This window comes from Mucilaginibacter pankratovii (genome assembly GCF_014773265.1).
GTDB lineage: Bacteria > Bacteroidota > Bacteroidia > Sphingobacteriales > Sphingobacteriaceae > Mucilaginibacter > Mucilaginibacter pankratovii.
The window spans coordinates 541,488-564,180 of the sequence record NZ_JACWMY010000001.1; the positions used below are offsets into that span (position 1 = coordinate 541,488).

Below are 22,693 nucleotides of genomic sequence, written 5' to 3' on the forward strand. Positions count from 1 at the left end.
ATAAAATTTAGATTTATTAACTATTCTTTTTAAACCAGGTTATATAAGCATCTACTGCCTTTTTAAGAAACTCTTTGGTGCTTCCTTCTTTTAAAATTCCATTTTCATTGAACAGCTCATTTACTTTTGGAAGGTAAACCTCCGGCTGCTGCATAGTGGGCACGTTCAGAAATACCAGACTTTGCCTCAAATGGTGGTTAGCGCCAAAAGCTGACAGGTTACCTGGCGAGTTGCTGAAAACAGCAGCAGGTTTCGCATCCCACACGCTCTTTCCATAAGGCCTGGAACCTACATCTAAGGCGTTTTTTAAAACCGCTGGAACAGATCTGTTATATTCCGGTGTGATAAATATAATGCCGTCAACTGATGCCATCTCCTCTCTGAAAGCTATAATGGCTTGGGGAACTTCATGGTTATCGTCAAAGTCCTGGTTATAAATTGGAAGATCAGCCAAAGAGATAACTTTGAACTTAAATCCTTCCGGTGCCATATTTAATACAGCGTTTGCTAGTTTTTTTGAAAATGATTCCTTGCGCAGACTTCCTGCAAGAATACCTATTGTTTTGCTCATGATGTTTATTTGTTTGATTGTTAAATAAGGGTAAAGTGACCCAAACTAATAAATATGAGTTTGGGTCAAGTATTGATGTCACTGTGTATAAACAATAAGATTGCCGGCCTATTGTTTGTATTCGCCGATCAATAGCACAGATTTGATTGTCCTTCCTTTTTCCGAATCTTCAACCGCCTCATTGATGTCCTGGAAAGCATATGTTTTGATCAGTTTGTCGAATGGGAATTGGCCCAGTTGATACATGTGGATGAGTTTAGGAATGAATTCCTGCGGAACGCTATCGCCCTGGTTGATCCACCTGATCTTGTAACCCTTGGTCAGAAAGATATTGGTTTCCAGTTCCAGCGGCTTACGGGCTACGCCGATACAAACCATTTCGCCCAATGGCGCAAGGCTGGATAAAACATTGTTGATCACTTCGTTTCTTCCGGTTGTATCTATGCCGTATTGCACACCATTGGGCAATATCTCCAGGATACGTTTCGATACGTCCTCAGTTAAACTGTTAATGGTATGGGTTGCACCAAACTCTTTAGAAAAATTTAATCTTTCTTCATTGATATCAACGGCAATGATTACAGTAGCGGAAGACGCCTTGGCCGCCATTAACGCCGCCAATCCAACAGCACCGGTACCGGTGATCACAATAGAGCTGCCGATCTTAACTTTTAACGAATTAATTACGGCTCCTGCACCAGTCTGGATACCGCAACCCAATGGGCCTAATATTTCCAATGGCGCATCTTTAGGAACTGCAATCACATTGTTTTTATGTGCAATGGCATAGGTAGCAAAAGACGATTGCGAAAAGAAATTGTCATTGAGTACTTTACCATCCGGGTAATGGTGATTATGCGAACCATCCATTCGGGCACCTGAGAAGTTCCGCGGGAAAAATTCATAACAGTAAGCAGGCGTACCGGAACGGCAAATCTCACATTCCCCGCAATAACCGTAGGTCAGTACGACGTGGTCGCCAACGTTCAGGTGATGAACGTCTTCACCGATACTTTCGATAACACCGGAACCTTCATGACCCAGGATCACGGGAAAGTTGGGTGAACCCATGACGAAATCGCGCGCTACCATGTCGGTATGACAAATACCGGTTGCTACGATCCTGACCAACACTTCATCAGATTTGGGTTGATCTAAAACTACTTTTGTTAGTTCGAATTCGCTGCCTTGTGCTTTAACGACAGCTGCTGTGATTTCCATAATGATTTAATTTAGTTTTGAATAATGGATTAATTTATTTCTGTAAAAATTTAGAATAAGCTAAAGATTTCCTTCAGGCACCACCATACGCCGGTTCCAGTGTAACAAAGTTTTATTGATCGCCGGTATCATCAGGATGAGCATGGCCACGCCGAAAAGCAACAAAGCAATGGACAGGAATACCGCACGGTTAGTTAGTAACTGGGTTTGTTGGGCAAGACTTTGGCCAAGCGCCGCATTAGCTAATGCCGAAGCCTGATCGGCAGAAAATCCTTTACCAGCATACAAAGCTTTAAAGTCTTTGATCCGGTCTGCCGTAATCACATTGTCTACAGTCAGGTAACCCATAAACCCTTCTTTGAAGTGCTGGTTGAAATACAGCTGCAGGTTATAATAGCCAGCTACAGAATTACAGGATGCCATGAACCGGGCATAAGCAGCTACCACAAGCCCGGTGGTACCTGTTTCTGAAGGTAAGGAGGATACTGTAAAAATGATAATAGGAACGAACAAAAAACCTGATGCGGCCCCCTGCATCATCACAGGAAAAAGCAGATCGGTAAAAGAAAGGTCGGGTGTCATTAAAAAACACATCCAAAGATTATAACCGACCATCAGCAAGAAACCAATTACTAAAAAGCCCTTGATAGAATGACGTTTAGCTAAGGTGAGCCGGGTGGAGATGATCAGCGATACGACGATCCCTCCTACATTGCATAAGCTTAAAGCGATAACCTGGATAGTGCTCCATTTCAAAACTCCTCCGGCGTAATTATAGATCAGGTTAATGCTGTCCTTGCTGCCATAGTAAACGGCCAGCAGGCAAAGCCCGATTAGAAAGTTAGGGTATTTGAACGCTTTGATATAGATCAATGGTCGTTTAACGATCGATTGCCTGTAGAAAAAGAGCACCGCGCCACAAAATGTGATCAAGCTACTAAAAAGTATCCGCGTGTCTGAAAACCAGTAGTACTTAGAGCCATAAATCATGGTATAAGCGAAGGCCGCGGAGGTACAGGTAAATAATATAAATCCGGCCCAGTCGATCTGGTACAATGGATAGGGCTTATGACCTGATGTGCCACGCAGTGCCAGCAAACTGATCAGGAGCGTAATTATTTGAAAACCTATCAGGTAATAGTAAGCAACCTTCCAATCTGCCGAAACAACCACGAATGCTGCTACCAAGCCTATCAATACCGTATTGGCAAGGATAGTGCCGTAAAACACCGCCGAACCGATTGCCTGGGCACGTTCACTTTCTAAACGGGTAAAGATCAGGATGAGCGCACAGGCAGCGGTATTACCGACTAAAATACCCTGTAAAAAGCGAAGGATAAAAAAGAAATGGATGTCCTGACAATTCAGGCACAAGCAGTTCAACAATACAGCCAGCATGATATTGGTGACCAGATAGTTCCTTGTTTCAAAATATTTGAGGAAACGGAATTGAACCGGCAGTATCGAAATGATCCCGGCATAACATAGCAACAGGGCAAACGAAATATCTTCAGGCTGTGCGCCGAGATAGGCGATCATGTAATTTTGGGTCAGCGAAAACATACCGAACTGCATAAGTGATCCCAGCAGAATGAGGAATAAGGCGATCCGTACGCCCCATTGCCAGCCATTGATCCAGTCTTTGAAATAAACCGGCTTGCTCATGATGCTTTCTTTTTAACGGATACGGTTACGTTCATTCCGGGTATAAACTGATCGGTATCTTTTGCATCAAAGACAATCTTTACGGGAACCCGCTGAATGATCTTAACAAAATTTCCGGTTGAATTATCCGCCGGTAAAAGGGAAAACCGGGAGCCTGTCGAGCCGGCTATTGCTTCGATCCTGCCTTTGAATACCTTGCCGCCTATGGCATCGACCCTGATATCCACCGGCTGGCCGACATACATGCCTTCGACTTGCGTTTCCTTATAGTTCGCGGTGATCCACTTTTGATCTTCGTTAATAATACTGACCAAAGGTTGTCCAGGCTGGATCTGCTGGCCTTCCAGAATGTTTTTCCGGCCCAGTCTTCCGGAGTAAGGCGCACGGATAACGGTATAAGATAAATTCAGCCTGGCCAGATCCAGTGCCGCCTGCTTGCGTTTGATATCCGCTTTAAGCAGGGCAAAGTGAGTTTTTAGCTCATTGACCCGTGCCTGATTTGTTCTTAAGCTGTTTTGCGCAGCGCTGTAATCGCTGGCTGCCACATCATAACGCGCCTGCACCTGTTCCAGGTCGGATCCGGTAGCGGCCTCTTCTTTAACCAGATTTTTATAGCGCCTGATATCCTGCTGCTGTTGCACATATCTGGCCTGAGCCCCTTTGATCTGGTCCTTATTGACATCAGTGCCTAATTCGGATGAATGAATGCCGGCAGACAGCACGGTCAATTGGGCGCGTGCGTCGTCCATAGCTGCTTCTGCGGATTCCAGTTGCGCTTTGTATTCCCTGTCATCCAATATGACCAGCGTGTCACCGCGTTTCACCAGTTGATGCTCTTCAAACTTAACCTGTTCGATGTATCCACCCGCCCGTGCAGATACGGGGTTGATGTAGGAATCCACCTGGGCGTCATTGGTTTCTTCGTAATGCCGGCTGAAACCCCAGTATTGAATGAAGTAAAATATGCCGGCCAGAACAACAACTACAGCGATGATCGTGATGACAATATTTCCCGGGTGGATCTTTTGATTTTCTGTTTTCATGTCAAAGGCATTAATTACAAGTTGCCACTGGTGTATAAGAGATGATAGTAAATGGTGAGTGCATCCGTTTGAGCTCTGATCAGGTTGAACCTTGATTCCTGAAGCAGGTTATCTGCATCAAGGAGGTCCGTAAGCAGCGCCAACTGGTTGAAATATTTGGTGGTAACAATGCGGTAATTGACCTGCGATTGTTCCACAGAACGCTGATTAACAGCGATCCGGTTCAATGCCTCTATATATTTAATGTAGTAAGATTTTACGTCGGTAGTGATATTATCTGCGGTAGCCTGCTGTTGAAGTTCCAGTTCTTTGACCCTTAGCTTACCGGCGGCAACTTTGCTTTTGTTGTGATAAAGTGAGGAGATGCTGTACTGTGCTTTCAGACCTACAAAACCAACGGCATATGCCTGGTTCACGGAAGGAAAAAACAGATAATTCGGGTAATTTAAGCCGTAAGCGGTGTAAAAAGCTAAGGATGGCATATTAGCGCTTTGAATGCCCCTCACGCGTGCACGCTGTATTTCCACATTTTCCGCTGCCTTACGTACGCTGTAGGATGAGATTCCCGACCGTTCGATCAGTTGCAGCAGGGAATCAGGAACTGGTTTTGGCATTGCGGCAGAATCGGTAGGATTTACACGAACGCTGTCCGGCACATTCATCAGTACGTCCAGCTTTTGATTCGCGATAATGATATCGTTATCGGTTTGCTGCAGGGAAAGCTCTACCGTAGAGAGCATAACCTCTGCGCGTAACACATCACTTTTGGTAACCTTTTGATTTTTATACAGTGCGTTGATATTCCTGAGGCGGGTTTGTGCCCTTTTTAACTGATCCTGGATGTATTTTTTCAAGTCAGCAAGCCTGACCAGATCAAGATACTGACCGGCAGTTTGCAGCGCAATGTTGCCGGACTGGTCCTCCGCATTTATTTTTGCGAGGCCCAGCCGCGAAGTCTGTTCTTTTTGGAAAGCGCGCTGACGTCCGCCACTATAAATATTAAATAAAGCATCGACCCCAAAGGCGGCAGCATTTGGTGTTGGTCTTCGCGGGCCTGTTGTGGAATGACTAAGACCTTCGGTAAATAAAGTAAGGTCTGAAAAACGCTGGTAAGACCCGCTCACATTGACCGTTGGCAACGCAGCACGGTAAGCATCCTGCCTGTCTTCACCCGCCGCGCTCTGTTCAATACGAGCTGCCTGCACCCATTTGTTCTGACTTTTAGCAAATTGAACCGCTTCGGACAAAGAGACGTTGAAGCCAGCCGGACTGTTTACCTGGGCAAAAAGGCACGCTGAATGTCCTGCCAAAAAAATAACTAGCATTACAGTTACAACAGACAGGCTGGTATTTTTAGCATATAAACAGGACTTAAACATGACTTAAATTGATTGAAGTGAGTTTTTCCGGGATGACCATTAGCAAGATATGGTCGATCATTCGCCCGGTCATATCATCTCTTACCGGCTCGTATAAATGCATTAGTGAAGAAAGGTTACCTGTAAATACAGACGGTATAAATGACAGGATGTTAAGGGCAAAGATCTCTGCATCAATGGCTTTAAAATGCCCTGAATCAATACCGCTTTGAATGATCTTTAGCAGGAACCGGTAGATCTGGACGCGTGCTTCCGTTACCATTTCAATAACGGCCGGATGGCGACGTGTAGCTAATTGGTTATAAAGCAGTCGATGAAAGCTTTTGTTAGAAGAGATTCTTTGAATGTACAGGAGTAAGTAGCCCCTTAATTTTTCACCGGGATTAAGTTCAAGTTGATCAAACCCATTGATCTCTAACGTAATTTCGATTAGCCTGCTCTTAAATATTTCAAGATAGAGGGCTTCTTTCGATCCAAAGTAGTAACTGATCATGCCGGAATTCATATGGAGTTCCTTTGCAATAAGCCTGATAGAAGTCCCGTCAAAGCCATGCCTGGCAAATAGCTCTTCTGCACCTTTTAGTAAGAGTTGCCTGCTATCCTGAGTAGAATGATCTGTCGGTACGGTCATGTGCTGTCTATCTTTTTTGATAGGACAAATTTCCGTCGTATTCAGCAGCATAACTCGGCTGTATTACCTCATTGTTCGTCGAAATGGCGTATTAATGATCTGTTTTAATACCAGGCACAGAGGAAACGCTTACTAAAGGAACCTTTTACGATAAGCTACCGGGGAAAGGCCGGCATTGGCCCTGAAAAACTTACCGAAAACGGACTGATCTGAAAAGTTCAACATGTTGCTGACCTGAGAAACGGTTAGCGATTTGTTCTGTAAGAGCACTTTAGCTTCCAACGCAATCGTTTCATCGATCCATTTACCGGCAGATTTCCCGGTGTGTTTTTTGACAGCAGCTGAAAGGGACTTGGGTTGTACATGCAGATGATGAGCATAAAAATCCAACTTGCGCTCGTGCATGTAATTGCGGTGGAGAAGTTGTTTGAATTTTGCAAAAAGCGTATAGCCGGTCAGCGAAGAATGAACCCCCACTGCATGCTGTCTGTAATAGGCATCGATCTCGTAAATCAACGCGAAGATATAATTTCGTACGATCTCCGCCTGGTGATAATTGGCTGTAGCCTGGGTTGATTTGATGATCTCAAAGATCTTGCTGAATTTGATCTGATAGGCATCCTCAATAGCCAATACGTGAAGATCATTATTTTCAAAAAAATCATATTTATCAAGGAAAAGCCGGTCAGCATATTGTTCCAATAAAAAGGTGTCTTTAAAGAAAATGATATCCATCCTCAGTTGGTTACTTCTTTTACGGAAACTGCGGATCACTGACGGACCAAGGATGATGAGCGAGGGTGCCTCGATCTCATAGCTGTTAAGGCCTGCCTGCAGATAAATACTGCCCTCAGAAAGATAGGCCAGGGCGTAACTTTCCGCCCGGTACGGTTCTTCCGGATAAGGATGGCTTGCTGCGGATATGAACAAGTATTCCTTGCTGTTATCTGCAACAGAAAAAAGGCGGCTATGCCTGGAAAGCGAAAGTGTTTTGATCTCTTCCAATAGCGTGAAAATACAATATTATCATAACTGAAACTCTTTTTTTGGCCATAATTTATCCCAAAATATGCCCATTTGCTCCATTTGAACGAATTGTTAAGCTATTACGACGAAAACGGCTGAAAATTGACCTGTACTATTGCAGGGATCATATAAGGCTGTTATTAAAATAAGCAGCTGGCCACTATAAAAAACGATGTCAGTACAAACCGTATTTCCAAAAATCACCAGCAAAGTTTTGCAGGATATGAAAACCACGGGTGAGAAGATCAGCATGCTCACCGCTTACGATTTTTCGATGGCCCGGATATTTGATGAGGCTGGAGTTGATGTGCTGCTGGTGGGTGATTCCGCTGCGAATGTCATGGCGGGCTACGACACGACCTTGCCGATCACCCTTGACCATATGATTTACCATACCCAAAGCGTATCAAGAGCGGTTAAAAGGGCGATGATCATCACGGACCTTCCCTTCGGCACCTACCAGGGCGATAGTAAGCAAGCGCTTAATTCGGGGGTAAGACTGATGAAAGAAGCAGGAGCACATGCGCTAAAACTGGAGGGCGGAAAAGAAATTACAGATTCGGTCAGCAGGCTGATCCAGGCAGGTATCCCGGTCATGGGGCACCTGGGGCTGACGCCTCAGTCTATCTACAAGTTTGGCAGCTATGCCATACGCGCGAAAGAAGAGAACGAAGCGAACGTCTTACTAAGTAATGCGCAGGCTTTGCAGGATGCAGGCTGTTTTGCAATCGTACTGGAAAAAATACCGGCAACTTTAGGAAAAAAAGTTACCGAAATGCTCCAAATACCGGTTATCGGTATCGGCGCAGGCAAACATGTGGACGGGCAGGTACTTGTTATGCACGACCTTTTAGGCATTTCCAAGGATTTTGCCCCACGGTTTCTGCGCAGATATTTGGATCTGTATAGCCAGATCACCAACGCGACTACTGCCTATGTTTCAGATGTCAAGTCGCGAAAATTCCCCAGCGATAAGGAACAATATTAACTCATATATCATGGATCTTACGTCATTATTCCTCAAATCTGAAATACAATACATGCCGGTAGGCATGGTGTATCCTGACGGACAAGACTGTTTGCTGCTTGACGAGGCCATTTTAAACAAGGCACGCATTCTGGAGAACGAAAAAGTGCTCATCTGTAATCATTCAAACGGCGCAAGGTTCGAAACTTACGCGCTTAAGGCAGCTAAAGGTAGCAAGGCCTGTTTTGTTTCCGGCCCGGCAACAAGGCTTGTTCATGCCGGCGACCATATTAATATAACCAGTTATGCCCGATGGCTTTCCGGTCAAATCCCCGTCGGTTTCCCGGTCATTGTTGTCCCAATCAAAGAATTAACAAAAAAAACAGCGTTAAACTTAAAAATATCATGACACCATATGGAAATAATATCGTCATTATCGGCGGAGGGTTCGCCGGAATATACGTCGCTCAAAACCTGTTGAGGAAAGATAAGACCTTGCACGTTACGTTGGTAGACCGGAATAATTATAACTTCTTTCCTCCGCTACTGTACCAGGTCGCGACAGGCTTTTTAGACGTTTCCAATATTAGTTACCCTTATCGGAAATTATTCCGGAATCATCCTAATTTCACCTTCCGGATGGGTGAGCTGCTGGAGATCAAACCCGAAGAGAACCTGGTGGTCTTATCTTCAGGGGAAATGCGGTATACCAAACTCATTTTAGCCACCGGAACGGAAAGTAATTTCTTCGGAAACGAAAACGTCCGGAAACACGCCCTTCCTATGAAAACGGTTGCCGATGCACTGTTGTTAAAAAACACGCTTCTCAGCAGGTTCGAGGAGGCTACACTTTCTAATAATCCGACTGAGCAAAAAAAACTCACCAGTGTCGTCATTGCAGGAGGCGGGCCCACAGGCGTGGAAATCGCGGGCATGCTGTCTGAATTGAAACAGAACGTCTTTAAAAAGGATTATCCGGAACTGGAGGGTTTGCCTTTTGATATTTATGTGCTGGATGGCCTGCCTACGCTACTGGCACCAATGGCCCAAAAATCCCAGGAATACGCGCTAAAATCGCTCGAATCTATGGGTGCTATCATTACTTTAAATCAGTTAGTGAAAGACTATGACGGCGAAAGTGTGTTGCTTGGCGACGGTTCCCGGATCGAAACCAAAAACCTGATCTGGACCGCCGGGGTAACCGGCCAGGTCTTTGCGGGTTTACCGGCTGAGTATTACGGTCGCGGTAAACGGTTGCTGGTAGACGCTTGTAATAAAGTAAAAGGCACAACCAATATTTTCGCGATTGGAGACAGCTGTATGTTAACGCTGGATAAAGGGTTCCCCAACGGCCATCCTCAACTCGCACAGGTAGCCATACAGCAGGGAAAAAATCTGGCCTATAATATTCATGCTGAATTGACCGGACATCCCTTGAAGCCATTCCGATATCATGATAAGGGATCAATGGCGATAATTGGCAGGAACAAAGCAGTAACAGACCTCCCTAAACCAGTTCTTCATTTCCAGGGATTCTTTGCCTGGTTGATGTGGCTATTCGTCCACTTGCTCTCGCTTGTCAATTTTAGGAATAAAATAAAAACCCTGATCAGTTGGAGCGCGGCTTACATATCAAAGGACCAGTACCTAAGGATGATCGTCCGACCGGCTACTCAAGAACCAGAGCGTCAAAATCCGGAAGCTAAATAAGCCTTATTCAATTACAGATTCATTTCTTACATCTTAAAAATTAATACTATGAATGACTTAAAAGAAAAAGTAGTTTTTATCACCGGAGCTGGTGGTGGAATAGGAAAAGCGATCGCTTCCGCGTTCGCCAGAGAAGGAGCTAAAGTTGTTGTTGGTGATATTAAGCAGGAATTCGTTGCCGGAACAGTTAAAATGCTGGAAGAACAAGGTGCCGATGTGTTAGGTGTAATTATAGACGTGACCAATTATGACTCCGTCAAAGCAGCACTAAATGAGGTAGTGGAAACATTCGGAACACTGGATATCGCGGTCAACAATGCCGGCGTGGTTGGGATCGGCAGTATAGAAGAAATAACTCCTGAGGAATGGGACCGTGTGTTAGGCGTTAATGCAAAAGGCATATTTGTCTGTACCAAGGCAGAGCTTGAAATATTAAAACCAAAACAATCAGGTGCCATTATCAATACGGCATCCATTGCCGGAAAAATGGGTATGGCTCATCTTTCTCATTACGTGGCTTCCAAATTTGCAGTCATTGGATTCACCAACAGCATTGCAAAAGAAGTAGCGCTCGACGCCATTACTGTCAATGCAATATGTCCGGGCATCGTTGGTACAGGCATGTGGCGCGGAGAAGGCGGAGTAGCTGACCGCTGGAAGCTGGAAGGGGAAACTGAAGAGCAATCGTGGGAGAGGAATAAGAAAGCGATCATTCCCCAGGGGGTTGACCAAACACCGGAAGATATCGCGGAAGCGGTTGTCTTTATAGCGAGGTCACCAAGAATTACCGGCCAGGCTATTGCTGTGGATGGCGGCATTACGATGTAATGTTTTGTATCTAAACAAAGGGGCAGGTCATAAATCATCTGCCCCTTAATAAGTAAATTATTAAATCAGCAATCCAATTAGAATAAGCGAAAACCTGTTAATTATGCGCTGTTAGTATTAAATAAACTTGACTTAAATCAGTGCTTTTACCATCGATACCAACTCGCCGATGTCAAAAGGTTTTTCAATAAAAGCATCTGCAGCGCACCGCTTTGCAAGGTTGGAAAGATTGCTAACAGCAGAAAGTAGTATCACGGGGATTTTGCTAAAACTCGGTGTATTTTTCAAGGCTTTACAAATTTCAGTTCCTTTATTATCCCTAAGCCATTCATCGAGCAGGATCAGATCCGGATCTATTGCTGATATTTCAACGACCGATAAGGAAACAGTCGTTGATATCACCTCAATGTTCTCCTCTTTTAGTATATATTCAACCAAAGAAAGTAAATCCTCATCATCATCGATAATTAATACTTTTTTTAGGGGCATAAGTAAGAGATAAGGATCAAAGTTTGAATATAACAATGGAAAGATGACTACCTTATCATATTTCCTGACACACAAAAAGATACGGATTATTTCGAGCCTATTAAAAAGGCGATCCATAAAAGACCGCCTTTCCGAAGCACCTTTAATTTTTTGTAATTATCGTATCCGGCAATTACTGGAAACATATTTACGTATGTTTCAGCCGCTGAAAAGTAACGAATGTTTAGTAATCTTCTAAGCCGCCTAACTCAATATTCCAGAATTTACCGGTTTCTGTATTTTCGGTAATGGCCTTAAAAATACCGTTAACCGATTTCTCAATAGTAACTGGTGCTGTATCGCCGCCCATTCGGGTTTGTACCCATCCCGGGTGCAGTGGGGTTACCCTGATCTTCCTTTCGGCAAGCCTTTGGCTGAGCATAACGGCATAGACATTAATGGCTGCTTTCGACATGCGGTAAGCCGGTGCGTTCGGCGCAGCGTTACGCAACAGTGCCATGGCGGTCGATAAAAACACGATCTGTCCGCCATCGTTCAAACTGTTTAACAAGGCTTCGGTGAATAAAACCGTACCCGTTGTATTGGTAGCGAAAGAGGCATTCAGCAAGTCAGCTGTTGGCACTTCATCTCCAAGATCCAGGCCTACGCCTGCATTATTCACCAAAACATCTAATTTGATGCCGGCTTCTGCGATCTGTTGGGCAACTTTATTAATGCTTTCTGTATTGCTGATGTCTCCTTGAAAAACCGTAAGATGATCATGTGTGTAATCGCCAACTTTACCAGAACGCGTTACTGCAATTACTTCAGCACCTTCGGCCAATAATTTTTTTGTCAGTTCAAAACCGATACCGTTGCTTGCGCCGGTAACCAGCACTTTTTTAATTGAATTTTTCATTTGATTAATTTATATATAAATGAGCTCTACTTAATTGGTTAGTGAGATATGAAAGAATAAACAAAATGCTATTCAACCATTTCGTTTGTTGAAAATTAACTTTTTAAGTCAAGTTTGGGGTGTGACGGGCCGTAGGAATGTCGACCGTTCATGATCTCTTTTTAACCTTTAAATCTTTGAAATATCCCTCTGTTCCTATATCAACCCACAAACCAATTGCGCCAGATTTTAAGTTGCCTTTCATGTTTTTTATGGTAAGGGCAGGTTCTTTTTTATCATTTATATAAAGTGTTGCCTGTTGATCTTTCACCTCAATCCGTAATTTTATCCATTCATTGAGGCCAATATCAGCACTTGTTTCAAAAGGCCCACCTGGTGTATTGTTTATCTTGTCCATTTTATAATCCGGATATGAATAATACTGAACCGCCTGATTTCTTACAATTTCGTTAGCTGAACGGCCAACTTTAGGCCGTAGATATATTGATTCAAATGCAGAATTGTCGCCGTTGATTCTAAAGGCCAGACCGATAAAGCCCCAAGAGTCCGGATAGGGAGTGTGCTTTTGTATCCGGCTCAATACTTTTACTTCTATGGTTCCGTTTTCGAAATTTGTGTTTTTCAGTTTGGCATACAAAGGCCCATTGACCGTAGCGCCTAAGTGTTTGATATCAAAAGGCAGTGTTTTTAAATCTCTTTCTACCTTTAGTACTTCCTCGCTATTAATTTTAACGACAGACCCGGTGACGTTCACTAATTCGAATGACTGATCTTTTAAAGTAAGTTTTTGCTTACATGCAGCAAGTGCGCATAAATTAATCAGCAGGATTATTTGATGGATTTTTTTCATACCTCTTTGTTTTTAAATATTGTCGCGCTGTTTGTCATAAAAGTATTTTTATTGCGGTCTTTTAGGTGTTGCCAAAAAGGCGATCCAAAACCTCTTCTCCAAACTTCTCATTTTATTGAAATGACTACTTCAAATTCCGACTTGTTATTAGCGTACAAATTCATATTTACTTATTTGCCGGTAATATTTTAAAATCACTAAAAAAGCCTTCCGTACCTACATCAACCCATAACCCTATGCCGCCTGAAGTTCCCTGTCTTAGCTTTAAATCATTGACCAGAAATGTCGGGAACTTAGCATCATTGAGATATAATTTCGCATTATTTCCATTTACCTCTATCCTTAATTTAATCCATTCATTCAAGCCCATATCTGCATATGTTTCATATTGTTCAGGACTTTCTTTTCTTAAGCGCAAGTATGGAAAATCTGGATAAGAAAAATATTGCACCGTATGATTGCGGCGAACCTGGTCATCCGCGCGTCCGTTGGTCGGCCTGATATAAATTCCTTCAAATTTTGAATTGTCATCATTGATATGAAACGCCAACCCAATAAAACCGCGGTTATCTTTTTGCGCAGTACTGAGCAGTCTGCTCAAAACTTTAACTTCAATTATACTGGATTTAAAGTTGATGTGATTAAACTTTGCAAAGGTCGGCTGATCTACCGCCTTGATGGTTGTATCCTTGGTAACTCTGACTACTTTTTTTCCTGAAAGTGCTTGAAATGACATGGAAACTTGTACCGGTGAAAGACTGGTACTGTCCAGCGTAATCATTTGTCCGAACGCATTTGAAAAAGCTGACAGGCAGGTAATCGATAGCAGTACAACAATTATATTTTTCATAACTAACTACTCACTAATTAAATCTATCCTTAGATAAGAACAACGATCTTTCCACCAGCGGCATTATTATCCATTAACTGGTGTGCAGCTGCTATTTCAGAAAGATGGAATGTGCGCCCGATTGGAAGTTTGACACTTCCCGCTTCAACATCATTAATAAACTGCTGGAAGCTTTGTGCATCGACCCGGATCTGCCCGCTGTCATAAACGGTTAGGCCAACGGTAGCGGGAATGTATTCCATTGGGGCGAATTCCTTAAATGACCATTGCTCTGCCAACATCCCGGTCATACAAACCATACCACCAGGGGCAGCGCAGCTGAGGGAGTCTTTAAGCGTCGAAGTACCTACCAACTCTAGGACTTTATTTACCCCTGAAGGGAAAATAGCTTTTATTTTCGTTGCCAGATTGCCGTCTTCAATCAGCACATATTCTGCACCGTTTTTCAACAGCATTTCTTTTTTGTCCGGGTTCCTCGTCGTCGCTATTATCGTCAACCCGCTGTTTTTACAGAGTTGCGTAGCCAGCATACCTATAGAAGAGGTACCGCCGCGAATCAAAATGGTTTCCCCGTGCCGGATCTTTAAAGAAAGGTGTAATGAACCAAAAACCGTTTGAAACATTTCGGGCATGGCACCCAGTTGCTCCCAGGCTAGATTACTTTTAAAGGAATTAAGCACGGACTTGGGCAATAAAGCGTATTCTGCATAACTGCCATTGAAATCTCTGCCCATACCACCCATAAATGCAGCTACTTTTTGTCCAGGTTCAAATTCTCCGGAAGGATCATCTGCTACTTCACCGACACATTCGATGCCCAGCACCCGCGGAAAAATGACGCCAGGAGAGTAACCCTTCCGGGTCATCAGTTCCGATCTGTTGAGGCCGAAAGCTCTGATTTTAATTAATACCCAGCCGTCTTTTGGTCTTGGAATATTGATCTCCTCCAAAATTAAATTTTCGGGGCCACCGGGCTCATAAATTAATGCTGCTTTCATGTTAGGGATGGTTAATCAGTGATTGTTAATTTTGTACTCTGTTGAAAAGATACCTATAGATTTTCCAATCTGCGCCGTCTTTTCTTAACACGAAAAAGTCCCTGCTCTTCTCCCTTGTCTCTTCTCCGCCCCGGCCGATGGTTGTCGTTTGGGCAGTGGCATCAATAAATGCAAATTCATTTCCTATGGTGACGTTTTCTATATCAAAGTTAATCCTAAAGTCTTTAGCTTTCAGTAATTTACCTCCTGCCACGTCCAACTCTTTTTTGGTTAGCGATTTGTAACCGTGGGGAATAAATAAGCCATCAAAAGTATAAAAAGATGAAATTAACGAGATGTTAGCCTTGTTCAATACTTCCGCGTAGCCTTGTAATACTTGCTCTGCGGCCAATTTTTCATTTATAGTGCTCATATCAATCTTTAAAATATAAATAGTGCTTAATTCAGTTATTGCTGCAGAAAAGGAATAATATCTGCCCAAACTGCCGGAAAATTAACCTGGAATGCCGGATGCGGGGCATTGGGTATAATAGCCAACTGTACCTTGGGAAACATATAATATGCTGCGATGACTGTTTTCAGCGTTGCATTCTGATCAAGTTCACCTGCCATCAGCAATACCGGGCAACGGACTTTACCAAATACTTCTCTACTGATATTGACTGTATTGAAATATTGATTGATCGATACCAGCCACTCATCAAATTTTTCCGGATGAGGATTTAAAGCCAGTTGCTGTTTCCAGTACAAACTATCCAGTTCAAACGCATCTTTACGGGTGATGTTAAATGACCGCGATCCCTTTAGCCATTCCCCTGCGCCAATGGTGATCAGTTTCTTTACCTTATCCGGGTAAAGACCCGCAAAATAGTAGCCGGTATAACCACCGTCACTGAAACCTAAAACAATCGCGCTGTCTTTGGCAACAGCGTTTAGAATAGCGTTCACATCATTGGCCTTTTGCTCATAGGTAGGTTCGGTAGTTCCCATTTCTGATCTTCCATGCCCGCGGGTAGAGATCGCAATGACCTGGTAGCTTTTGGAAAGGCTATCGATGAATCTTCCCATTTCATAGGTGGACCCGAAAACCCCGCCATGTAAAACAACAAATGGCTTGCCCTTACCGTACACTTCATAGTATATCCGTGCGTTGCCGGTATTCAGGTAGTGGCCAGCTTTAGGATTATTCCCATAGGGAACAGCCTTAGGAGGATTTGGACCAGCCTGCATAAAGCTTCTCAGGTGTTTCAAGTCCTGAGCATCAATTCCCAACGAAAATATTAGGGATATAACTATCAGTAAATAGCTTGATTTTTTATTTAATAACATGATTTTTTGATTTTATCTTTTGAATTGTTTAGCGAACACCTTGTAATTATTTCTCCAGATCAGGATCTACAATCAAGGCGTTAAATTCCGGACTGATCTTTTTATAGACTGCGGTCGGCTCAACAGTAATATAGAATTCAAAGGTTGGACCAACGATCAGTTCCAGCAAATGGCCGCCGTGACAGATGCCGTCACTTGTAGCAACGCTGCCATGAGAATGGGCGAAAGGTTTACCGTTATAAAGCGAAATATCGCCTACAAGGCCGGTTACTTCGGATGGCTCAGCGATATTCGAAAGCTTGAACATTTTGCGGTCCTTATCGTACCAACCGAATTTAGCTGAGGTGGCGTCACCAAATGCGGTATAATGAGCGTTTTTTACCTGGTATTTTTGCGCAAATTCTGCGATACCCGAGGTGACTTCATCACCCGTTGCCAGTACCAACAGGTAGGTTTTTGTTTTTCCGTTCGTGCTCAACAGTTTAACTTTTGCACCTGGCGCCTTGCCGGGTTTTGCCGGATTGGTCAGTGACACGTATTCCTGCGCGCTCGCGGTAAAAGTTCCGCATAAAATTAAAAGAGCTGCAAAAGCTAATTTTTTGATTTTACTTAAAGCTGTTATTGTATTTAATCCTTTCATCGTTCCTATTGCTTAACGATGCAAAGGTGGGCAGCTTTGTTTTCATGGGCCAATAAACTTAGTTAAGAAATATTCTTAAACAAGTTTAAGAATCAGGATGGGCGCACCCGTTTCTTCCGGACCTTACTCAGGAATTCAGGGGTTATACCCAGGTAAGAGGCAATCTGAATATTAGGCAAACGATTAGCCAGGTCCGGATAACGGTTGATAAAGTTGACATATCTGTTCTCCGCGGTCACACTGATATTCTGCATAACACGATTTTGAAGGTCAATATATTTCCTTTCAACGATAATGCGAAAGTTCCGGTCAAACTTATGGTAAGTGGTATAAAGATACAACAGGTCATCATGTTTGATCTGTAATATCACCGATGGCTCAACTGCCTCTATATAAAGGCCGCTCGGGTCTTCGTTATAAAAACTTGAAAGATCGGTGATCCATTCGTTTTCCACAGCAAATTGCAGATTGTGTTCTTTTCCATTTTCATCAACGGCATATTGCCTGAAGCAGCCCGAAACGATGAAAGTAAAATATTTGCAGATATCACCGGGTTGCAATATAAAGCTACGGCGTTTAATACTCCGGGCAGAAAATTTCTCAGGTATTTCACTTCGCTCAGCATGATTGAGCGGGAAGTACTTTTCAAAGAACTTCAGCAAGGCCGCAATTGATATATCTTCCATATTCACCATTATTAAATTAATGTATTAGCTTTTAATTTCAAATGATTTTGAGCCTGCTTTTGAAATTCCTCGGGCGTCTGTCCTGTTTGTTTTTTAAAGAAACGGCTAAAATAAGGTCGGTCAGAAAATCCAAGCTCAAAGGCTATCTCTTTAATGGTATGCTCGCTGTGTATGATTAGCCGCTTGGCCTCCAGTATGATCCGGTCATGGATGATCTGCGTACCGGTTTTTCCCAATTTATCTTTGAGAATTTGATTTAACCGCTTGGAACTGATATCCAGTTTGCCGGCATAAAAGTCAATATTTCGAACCTGCAGGTAGTTTCCTTCCAGCAGCATCAGAAACTCGTAAACTCTTTTCTGGTGAATATCATGCGTGGTAAACTCCTCCTCTTTAACCTTGATTAGTTTTAACAGAAACACTTTCAGTAAAGTTTTTAAGATCATCAGGTCCTTTGACGATTTTTGGTATTCACCGATCAATAAATTATAAATGCCACTCAGATCATCCGCCGCAGCCTTGTCTAATCGCAGGCAGGAGAACTCGCCCTGCACATTAAATATCTTAAAAATGTCCAGTAAAAATTCTTTATCCTCTTCCTCCAGGACCTCTCTTTTAAAAGATATCAATTCACCGTTTTTTCCGGCTTTATTTAACTGGTGTACACGGTACGGCGGGATCAGATAGATCCAGTCTCCTTTAACCTCGAAATCATTTGCTTTCAAAGCATGTAGAGGATCTTCATTTTTTAGCCATACGATCTCAAAGAAGTCTTTTCTTCCCGGATCATTCAAATAACTCGGCGGGCAGTTATTTAAATTCCTGATGTAGATCATCGCGCTTTCAAGGCGATTATCCTTCGTGTCATTTACCATTAAGTAAAGGTAGTTACTTCGGCATTAACCTGGTGGATAATCGGATAATTATGGTGGACTATTCGGAAGCTTTGTAATTAGAGCCCTTTATTTATGACTTTTAAGTGATCTTAATTCCTAATAGTCCACTCAATGGGGCTATTTGTATAACCGTTTGCCCTGACAGAGGCGATACTTTTGCCGAAGAATTAAACGCTTTGAAATGGAATTAACAGATCACTACAACGAGGAGACCGCCGCTGCCCTAAAAGCGAACCTCATGCAAATATTGCACGAGAACTGTATCCTGGCAGAAAAAATCGAGTACAGCAATTTCGGAGAATTGATCAGCGATATAAACGGGGCGTCGGCCATCTTCCTGATCGCATCGGGCCGTTCCGGCTTTGCTATGCGTTCAATAGCAATGCGCCTGATGCACCTAGGACTGCGCGTTTTTTTTGTTGGCGAAACGACTACCCCGGCTATCGAAAAAGGGGATCTGTTATGGGCCGCATCAGGATCAGGAACGACGAGTACGATAGTTAAAGCCGCTGAAAAGGCTAAACAGGTGGATGCACGCGTCATCGCGATGACGACTAAGGCATCCTCTACGCTGGCCAGGTTAGCGGATGTACACATCCTGATACCAGCAGCAGAAAAAGAGGATCATAACGGTGCTAAATCAATACAATATGCCGGGAGCCTTTTTGAACAGACTGTGCTCTTATTAGGCGATGCGGTATTTATGGAGTTATGGAAACTTGACGGAACACCTGCCGAAGAACTTTGGAAACGTCATGCGAACATGGAATAATTAATAATCAATCATATCATTTTTTCAAATTAATAAATAAAACAATGGCAAAATTACAAGTAGCAATAGACTTATTAACAACAGAGGAAGCATTAGCACTTGCAGCAAAAGTTGCGCCTTATGTAGACATTATCGAACTGGGTACCCCGCTAATAAAGAACATGGGATCCTCTGTAATTACCGCAATGAAACAAGCACATCCCGACAAATTGGTTTTCGCTGACCTAAAAACGGCGGATGCCGGCGAACTGGAAGCTGACATCGCATTTAAAGCAGGTGCAGACCTGGTTACCGTTATGGGAGCTGCCGGAAATGCCACGATCATTGGTGCAGTTAAAGCAGCCAGGGCACATGGTAAAGGTGTAGTTGTAGATACCATCGGTTACCCGGATCGTGTAAAACGTGCACAGGAAGTTATTGAATTAGGTGTTGAATTCGTGGAATTACACGCCGGATTAGATGAACAATGGACAGCAGGCTATTCTATCCAGGTGCTGATCGATGAAGCAGCAAGAGCTGGTGTACCCGTTTCTATTGCAGGTGGCGTAAACCTGAGCAACATTGCTGCGGTTATTAAAGCCGGTGCCCAGGTAGCGGTTGCAGGTGCAGCCATTTATGGAGCAGAGGATCCTGCTGCAGCTGCCAAAGCATTGCGTGAAGCTATAGATGCAGTATAATTAATTTTTAGTACAAGACAACATTAAACGCTTTCCGGACTTCGGAAAGCGTTTCGAAATCCGGAAATTTTTCAGTTTGGCTGTTAACATTTCAACTGCTGACTATCAGTTTAATACCGTACTTTTGGCATTTATTAGCACAAAGCTGTATGACGGATAAGGCCACGATAAACCAACATGATTTCGATACTAATGAAAAGTTCCCCGAATTAGAAATCGCGAAAATGGCGCTTGATTCTGCCAATGTAGGCATCTGGGTCATGGATGCGGCAACCAGGAAATTTCTTCCCTCCAGCCGAACTAAAATTTTATTCGGTTTTTTACCAGAGGAAGAAATGTCTTTTGAAGATGCCCTCTCAAAGGTTGCAGACAAAGACAGCGGGCTATTTTTAATAACAGTGGAAAATGCCATCAAAGACCGTAGCAATCTTTATGTAGAATGCCCCGTGAGGATCCCTGGTGAGAAAAAGCACCGTTGGCTTAGCATCACCGGCGGGTTTAGCACAACTGATGAAAAGAATAGCTACATCTCCGGGATAGTCGTAGATATTACCGAAAAAAAGCAAAACGATTTACGACGGAGCAAATTTATCGGCATGGTCAGTCATGAACTCAAAACCCCACTGACAGCTTTAAAAGCTTATATCCAAATGCTCAACAATTGGGCTAAAAAACAAAAGGATAGTTTTACGATGGGCGCTTTGTCTAAAGCAGAGAAACAGGTCAAAAAAATGCTGAATATGATCAACAGTCTACTCAACCTATCAGGAGCAGAGGCCGGAAAGATCCATTTGAACAAGCAGGAGTTTGCGATGGACGAACTGATCAGGGAGGTAATCGAAGAAACGATGTTCATTACTTCTTCGCACAATATCACCGTGGCTCACTGCGATCGTGTAATAGCAAACGCCGATAGGGATAAGATCGAGCAGGTTTTGGTCAACCTACTAAGCAATGCGGCAAAGTACTCCAGCAAGGATAAAACCATTGAAGTCACCTGCACAAAAGAAGAAAATATACTTACTGTTAGCATCCTCGACCAGGGCATGGGTATTTCAAAAAAGGATATGGACAAGCTGTTTACTCCGCATTACCGGGCGGAAACCAAGGAAACCGAAAAGATTGCCGGATTTGGCATAGGTCTCTATCTTTGTTCCGAGATCATTAACCGCCACCAGGGCAAGATCTGGGTGGAAAGCGTACCGGGCCAGGGCAGCATATTCAAATTCACCCTGCCGGTCAACTAATTTTGCAATTCCTTGTTATTCCTAAGCTAACAATTATCTTTATAAGAAACTTTATCAATGACCGGGATAAACGCTTGCAGCAAGAAAACGACGCACTTAAACAAGATAAGATAGTTTACGAAGAGATTCAACACCGCTTTGAAACTGTTTTTGAATTGTCCCGGCTGGGCAACAAGATCATTGACCCGGATCTGACTATCCTACAGGTGAATCAATCCCTGGTTACTATGCTGGGATATGATAAAAAAGAAGACCTGATCGCCACCCGCATCTTCGACTATGCACCAGACGACCGCCGCGACGACTGGCATTTTCTCCAGCAAAAGCTATGGGCTCATTTAACGCCATCATTCAGTTTAGAAACCTGTTTAATTAGAAAAGACGGCTCATTGATCTGGTGCCAGGTAACATCCAAACTGATCCCAGAAAACGGCGCGAAACTGAGTTATACCATTTTAGAGGACGTCACTGAACAGCCAATTCCGGATGGCGGGAGAATACAATCTTATTTATCAGGGCGATCATTCCGTAAAGGTATTTGCCGACCAGTTTAAAATAGACCAGCTCATGGTTAATCTGGTGAATAATGCCGTTAAATATGGGCCCCAATCGAAAAGATATCATGATTAAGGTCGACCGTGTGGCGCGCTTTACACGCATCAGCATGACCGACCGGGGCAACGGCATCGCTGAAAATCACCTGAAGCAGTTGGTCGACCGTTTTTTTCGCGTAAAAAAGCAAGCTTCGGAAGCTTCGGGATTAGGTTTGGGCCTTTACATTTGTGCCGAGATCATCAGGCGCCACTGCGGCGAGATTGGTGTCGAAAGTACCGTGGGCGACGGGTCTACTTTCTGGTTTACCCTGCCCGATGCGGACTAACACACATTTAGGCTGCAAATCGCTTAACATGATCTACCAATTCCGATAGATCGAATGGCTTCGCGAGAAAATCATCAGGATTGCACTGTTTTTCACGCAGAGTCGGCCAGCTTTGGTTTGCAGAGATCATAATGATGGGAATATGCTGTGTCGCGGGCTGCGCTTTCAATTCCCTGCATATATCACGGCCATCCCGGTCCCCTAACTGGACATCGAGCAATACAATATCTGGCTGGATTTGCTGTACCGTATCAAGTACCGCCCGTCCATTGTCCAAGCCGCAAACTTGATAGCCTTCCGATTCCAGCACATACATAATGATGTCCCGGATATCCGGCTCATCATCTACAACCAGTATTTTCTTTGCCACCGCTAACTTATTCGTTTCCATGATTTTTTAAGAAGCAAATGTCAAGCCATAAACAAACAAATGTGCTGTC

27 protein-coding genes are annotated in these 22,693 nt (G+C 43.5%); 9 read left to right on the top strand and 18 right to left on the bottom strand.

From position 1 onward, the window contains the following. Positions 1-16: 16 nt before the first annotated feature. The 7 genes from IDJ77_RS02150 to IDJ77_RS02180 form a co-directional block, all read right to left on the bottom strand. On the bottom strand, positions 17-571 hold the full coding sequence (locus IDJ77_RS02150) for an NADPH-dependent FMN reductase (RefSeq protein WP_191187273.1): 555 nt from the start codon (positions 569-571) through the stop codon (positions 17-19). A gap of 108 nt (positions 572-679) precedes the next feature. Further along, positions 680-1,792, bottom strand: coding sequence for an NAD(P)-dependent alcohol dehydrogenase (locus IDJ77_RS02155; RefSeq protein ID WP_191187274.1), 1,113 nt, complete (start codon positions 1,790-1,792; stop codon positions 680-682). Between the two features lie 60 nt (positions 1,793-1,852). Further along, a complete protein-coding gene (locus IDJ77_RS02160) occupies positions 1,853-3,457 on the bottom strand; it encodes an MFS transporter (RefSeq protein WP_191187275.1) in 1,605 nt (534 codons plus the stop codon). Beyond that, the gene (locus IDJ77_RS02165; RefSeq protein WP_191187276.1) at positions 3,454-4,500 is read right to left on the bottom strand and encodes an HlyD family secretion protein; all 1,047 of its coding nucleotides are present in this window, start codon (positions 4,498-4,500) and stop codon (positions 3,454-3,456) included. Before IDJ77_RS02165 ends, IDJ77_RS02160 begins: the two co-directional genes overlap by 4 nt. A 14-nt stretch (positions 4,501-4,514) precedes the next feature. Then, positions 4,515-5,825, bottom strand: a complete 1,311-nt coding sequence (locus IDJ77_RS02170) for a TolC family protein (protein WP_191187277.1) — start codon at positions 5,823-5,825, stop codon at positions 4,515-4,517. 46 nt (positions 5,826-5,871) lie between these two features. After that, positions 5,872-6,561, bottom strand: coding sequence for a TetR/AcrR family transcriptional regulator (locus tag IDJ77_RS02175; RefSeq protein WP_191187278.1), 690 nt, complete (start codon positions 6,559-6,561; stop codon positions 5,872-5,874). Positions 6,562-6,642: 81 nt separating this feature from the next. Then, complete coding sequence (locus IDJ77_RS02180) at positions 6,643-7,515, bottom strand: AraC family transcriptional regulator (RefSeq protein WP_191187279.1); 873 nt, start codon at positions 7,513-7,515, stop codon at positions 6,643-6,645. A gap of 193 nt (positions 7,516-7,708) precedes the next feature. Between IDJ77_RS02180 and panB the strand changes: the two genes are divergently transcribed. The 4 genes from panB to IDJ77_RS02200 are packed head-to-tail and all read left to right on the top strand — an operon-like array spanning position 7,709 to position 11,041. Then, on the top strand, positions 7,709-8,524 hold the full coding sequence (gene panB / locus IDJ77_RS02185; protein WP_191187280.1) for a 3-methyl-2-oxobutanoate hydroxymethyltransferase: 816 nt from the start codon (positions 7,709-7,711) through the stop codon (positions 8,522-8,524). Between the two features lie 10 nt (positions 8,525-8,534). Beyond that, positions 8,535-8,912: an aspartate 1-decarboxylase gene (locus IDJ77_RS02190; RefSeq protein WP_224750927.1), complete on the top strand. Its 378-nt coding sequence runs from the start codon at positions 8,535-8,537 to the stop codon at positions 8,910-8,912. Beyond that, the gene (locus tag IDJ77_RS02195) at positions 8,909-10,213 is read left to right on the top strand and encodes an NAD(P)/FAD-dependent oxidoreductase (RefSeq protein ID WP_191187282.1); all 1,305 of its coding nucleotides are present in this window, start codon (positions 8,909-8,911) and stop codon (positions 10,211-10,213) included. Before IDJ77_RS02190 ends, IDJ77_RS02195 begins: the two co-directional genes overlap by 4 nt. A gap of 48 nt (positions 10,214-10,261) precedes the next feature. Then, complete coding sequence (locus IDJ77_RS02200; protein WP_191187283.1) at positions 10,262-11,041, top strand: SDR family NAD(P)-dependent oxidoreductase; 780 nt, start codon at positions 10,262-10,264, stop codon at positions 11,039-11,041. A 132-nt stretch (positions 11,042-11,173) separates the two neighbouring features. On the opposite strand, the gene IDJ77_RS02205 is transcribed toward IDJ77_RS02200, so the two are convergent. From IDJ77_RS02205 to IDJ77_RS02250, 10 genes are all read right to left on the bottom strand, one after another. Next, complete coding sequence (locus tag IDJ77_RS02205; RefSeq protein ID WP_191187284.1) at positions 11,174-11,530, bottom strand: response regulator; 357 nt, start codon at positions 11,528-11,530, stop codon at positions 11,174-11,176. Positions 11,531-11,753: 223 nt separating this feature from the next. Next, positions 11,754-12,428, bottom strand: coding sequence for an SDR family NAD(P)-dependent oxidoreductase (locus tag IDJ77_RS02210; RefSeq protein ID WP_191187285.1), 675 nt, complete (start codon positions 12,426-12,428; stop codon positions 11,754-11,756). Between the two features lie 148 nt (positions 12,429-12,576). Further along, on the bottom strand, positions 12,577-13,278 hold the full coding sequence (locus IDJ77_RS02215; RefSeq protein ID WP_224750928.1) for a DUF1080 domain-containing protein: 702 nt from the start codon (positions 13,276-13,278) through the stop codon (positions 12,577-12,579). A gap of 166 nt (positions 13,279-13,444) precedes the next feature. Then, positions 13,445-14,128, bottom strand: coding sequence for a hypothetical protein (locus IDJ77_RS02220; RefSeq protein ID WP_191187286.1), 684 nt, complete (start codon positions 14,126-14,128; stop codon positions 13,445-13,447). Positions 14,129-14,157: 29 nt separating this feature from the next. Continuing rightward, positions 14,158-15,126, bottom strand: coding sequence for a zinc-binding alcohol dehydrogenase family protein (locus IDJ77_RS02225; protein ID WP_191187287.1), 969 nt, complete (start codon positions 15,124-15,126; stop codon positions 14,158-14,160). A gap of 25 nt (positions 15,127-15,151) precedes the next feature. Further along, positions 15,152-15,538 (bottom strand): nuclear transport factor 2 family protein, encoded by a 387-nt coding sequence (locus IDJ77_RS02230; protein WP_191187288.1) that lies wholly within the window; start codon positions 15,536-15,538, stop codon positions 15,152-15,154. A 35-nt stretch (positions 15,539-15,573) separates the two neighbouring features. Beyond that, positions 15,574-16,455 (bottom strand): alpha/beta fold hydrolase, encoded by an 882-nt coding sequence (locus IDJ77_RS02235; RefSeq protein ID WP_191187289.1) that lies wholly within the window; start codon positions 16,453-16,455, stop codon positions 15,574-15,576. Positions 16,456-16,501: 46 nt separating this feature from the next. Next, on the bottom strand, positions 16,502-17,095 hold the full coding sequence (locus IDJ77_RS02240) for a PPC domain-containing DNA-binding protein (RefSeq protein ID WP_191187290.1): 594 nt from the start codon (positions 17,093-17,095) through the stop codon (positions 16,502-16,504). 92 nt (positions 17,096-17,187) lie between these two features. Further along, positions 17,188-17,781: a Crp/Fnr family transcriptional regulator gene (locus tag IDJ77_RS02245; protein ID WP_191187291.1), complete on the bottom strand. Its 594-nt coding sequence runs from the start codon at positions 17,779-17,781 to the stop codon at positions 17,188-17,190. Positions 17,782-17,792: 11 nt separating this feature from the next. Next, the gene (locus tag IDJ77_RS02250) at positions 17,793-18,656 is read right to left on the bottom strand and encodes an AraC family transcriptional regulator (RefSeq protein WP_191187292.1); all 864 of its coding nucleotides are present in this window, start codon (positions 18,654-18,656) and stop codon (positions 17,793-17,795) included. A gap of 202 nt (positions 18,657-18,858) precedes the next feature. Here IDJ77_RS02250 and hxlB point away from each other — a divergent pair, with 202 nt between their 5' ends. The 5 genes from hxlB to IDJ77_RS02275 all read left to right on the top strand — a co-directional run bounded on the left by hxlB (position 18,859) and on the right by IDJ77_RS02275 (position 22,253). Further along, positions 18,859-19,449, top strand: a complete 591-nt coding sequence (gene hxlB / locus IDJ77_RS02255) for a 6-phospho-3-hexuloisomerase (protein WP_191187293.1) — start codon at positions 18,859-18,861, stop codon at positions 19,447-19,449. 44 nt (positions 19,450-19,493) lie between these two features. Beyond that, a complete protein-coding gene (gene hxlA / locus IDJ77_RS02260; protein ID WP_191187294.1) occupies positions 19,494-20,126 on the top strand; it encodes a 3-hexulose-6-phosphate synthase in 633 nt (210 codons plus the stop codon). 149 nt (positions 20,127-20,275) lie between these two features. Continuing rightward, positions 20,276-21,373: a PAS domain-containing sensor histidine kinase gene (locus tag IDJ77_RS02265; protein WP_191187295.1), complete on the top strand. Its 1,098-nt coding sequence runs from the start codon at positions 20,276-20,278 to the stop codon at positions 21,371-21,373. A gap of 2 nt (positions 21,374-21,375) precedes the next feature. Beyond that, a complete protein-coding gene (locus IDJ77_RS02270; RefSeq protein WP_191187296.1) occupies positions 21,376-21,927 on the top strand; it encodes a PAS domain S-box protein in 552 nt (183 codons plus the stop codon). A gap of 44 nt (positions 21,928-21,971) precedes the next feature. Further along, entirely contained in the window at positions 21,972-22,253 is a 282-nt protein-coding gene (locus IDJ77_RS02275) for an ATP-binding protein (RefSeq protein WP_394368019.1), read from the top strand. A gap of 7 nt (positions 22,254-22,260) precedes the next feature. On the opposite strand, the gene IDJ77_RS02280 is transcribed toward IDJ77_RS02275, so the two are convergent. Next, a complete protein-coding gene (locus IDJ77_RS02280; RefSeq protein WP_191187298.1) occupies positions 22,261-22,644 on the bottom strand; it encodes a response regulator in 384 nt (127 codons plus the stop codon). Between the last annotated feature and the right edge of the window lie 49 nt (positions 22,645-22,693).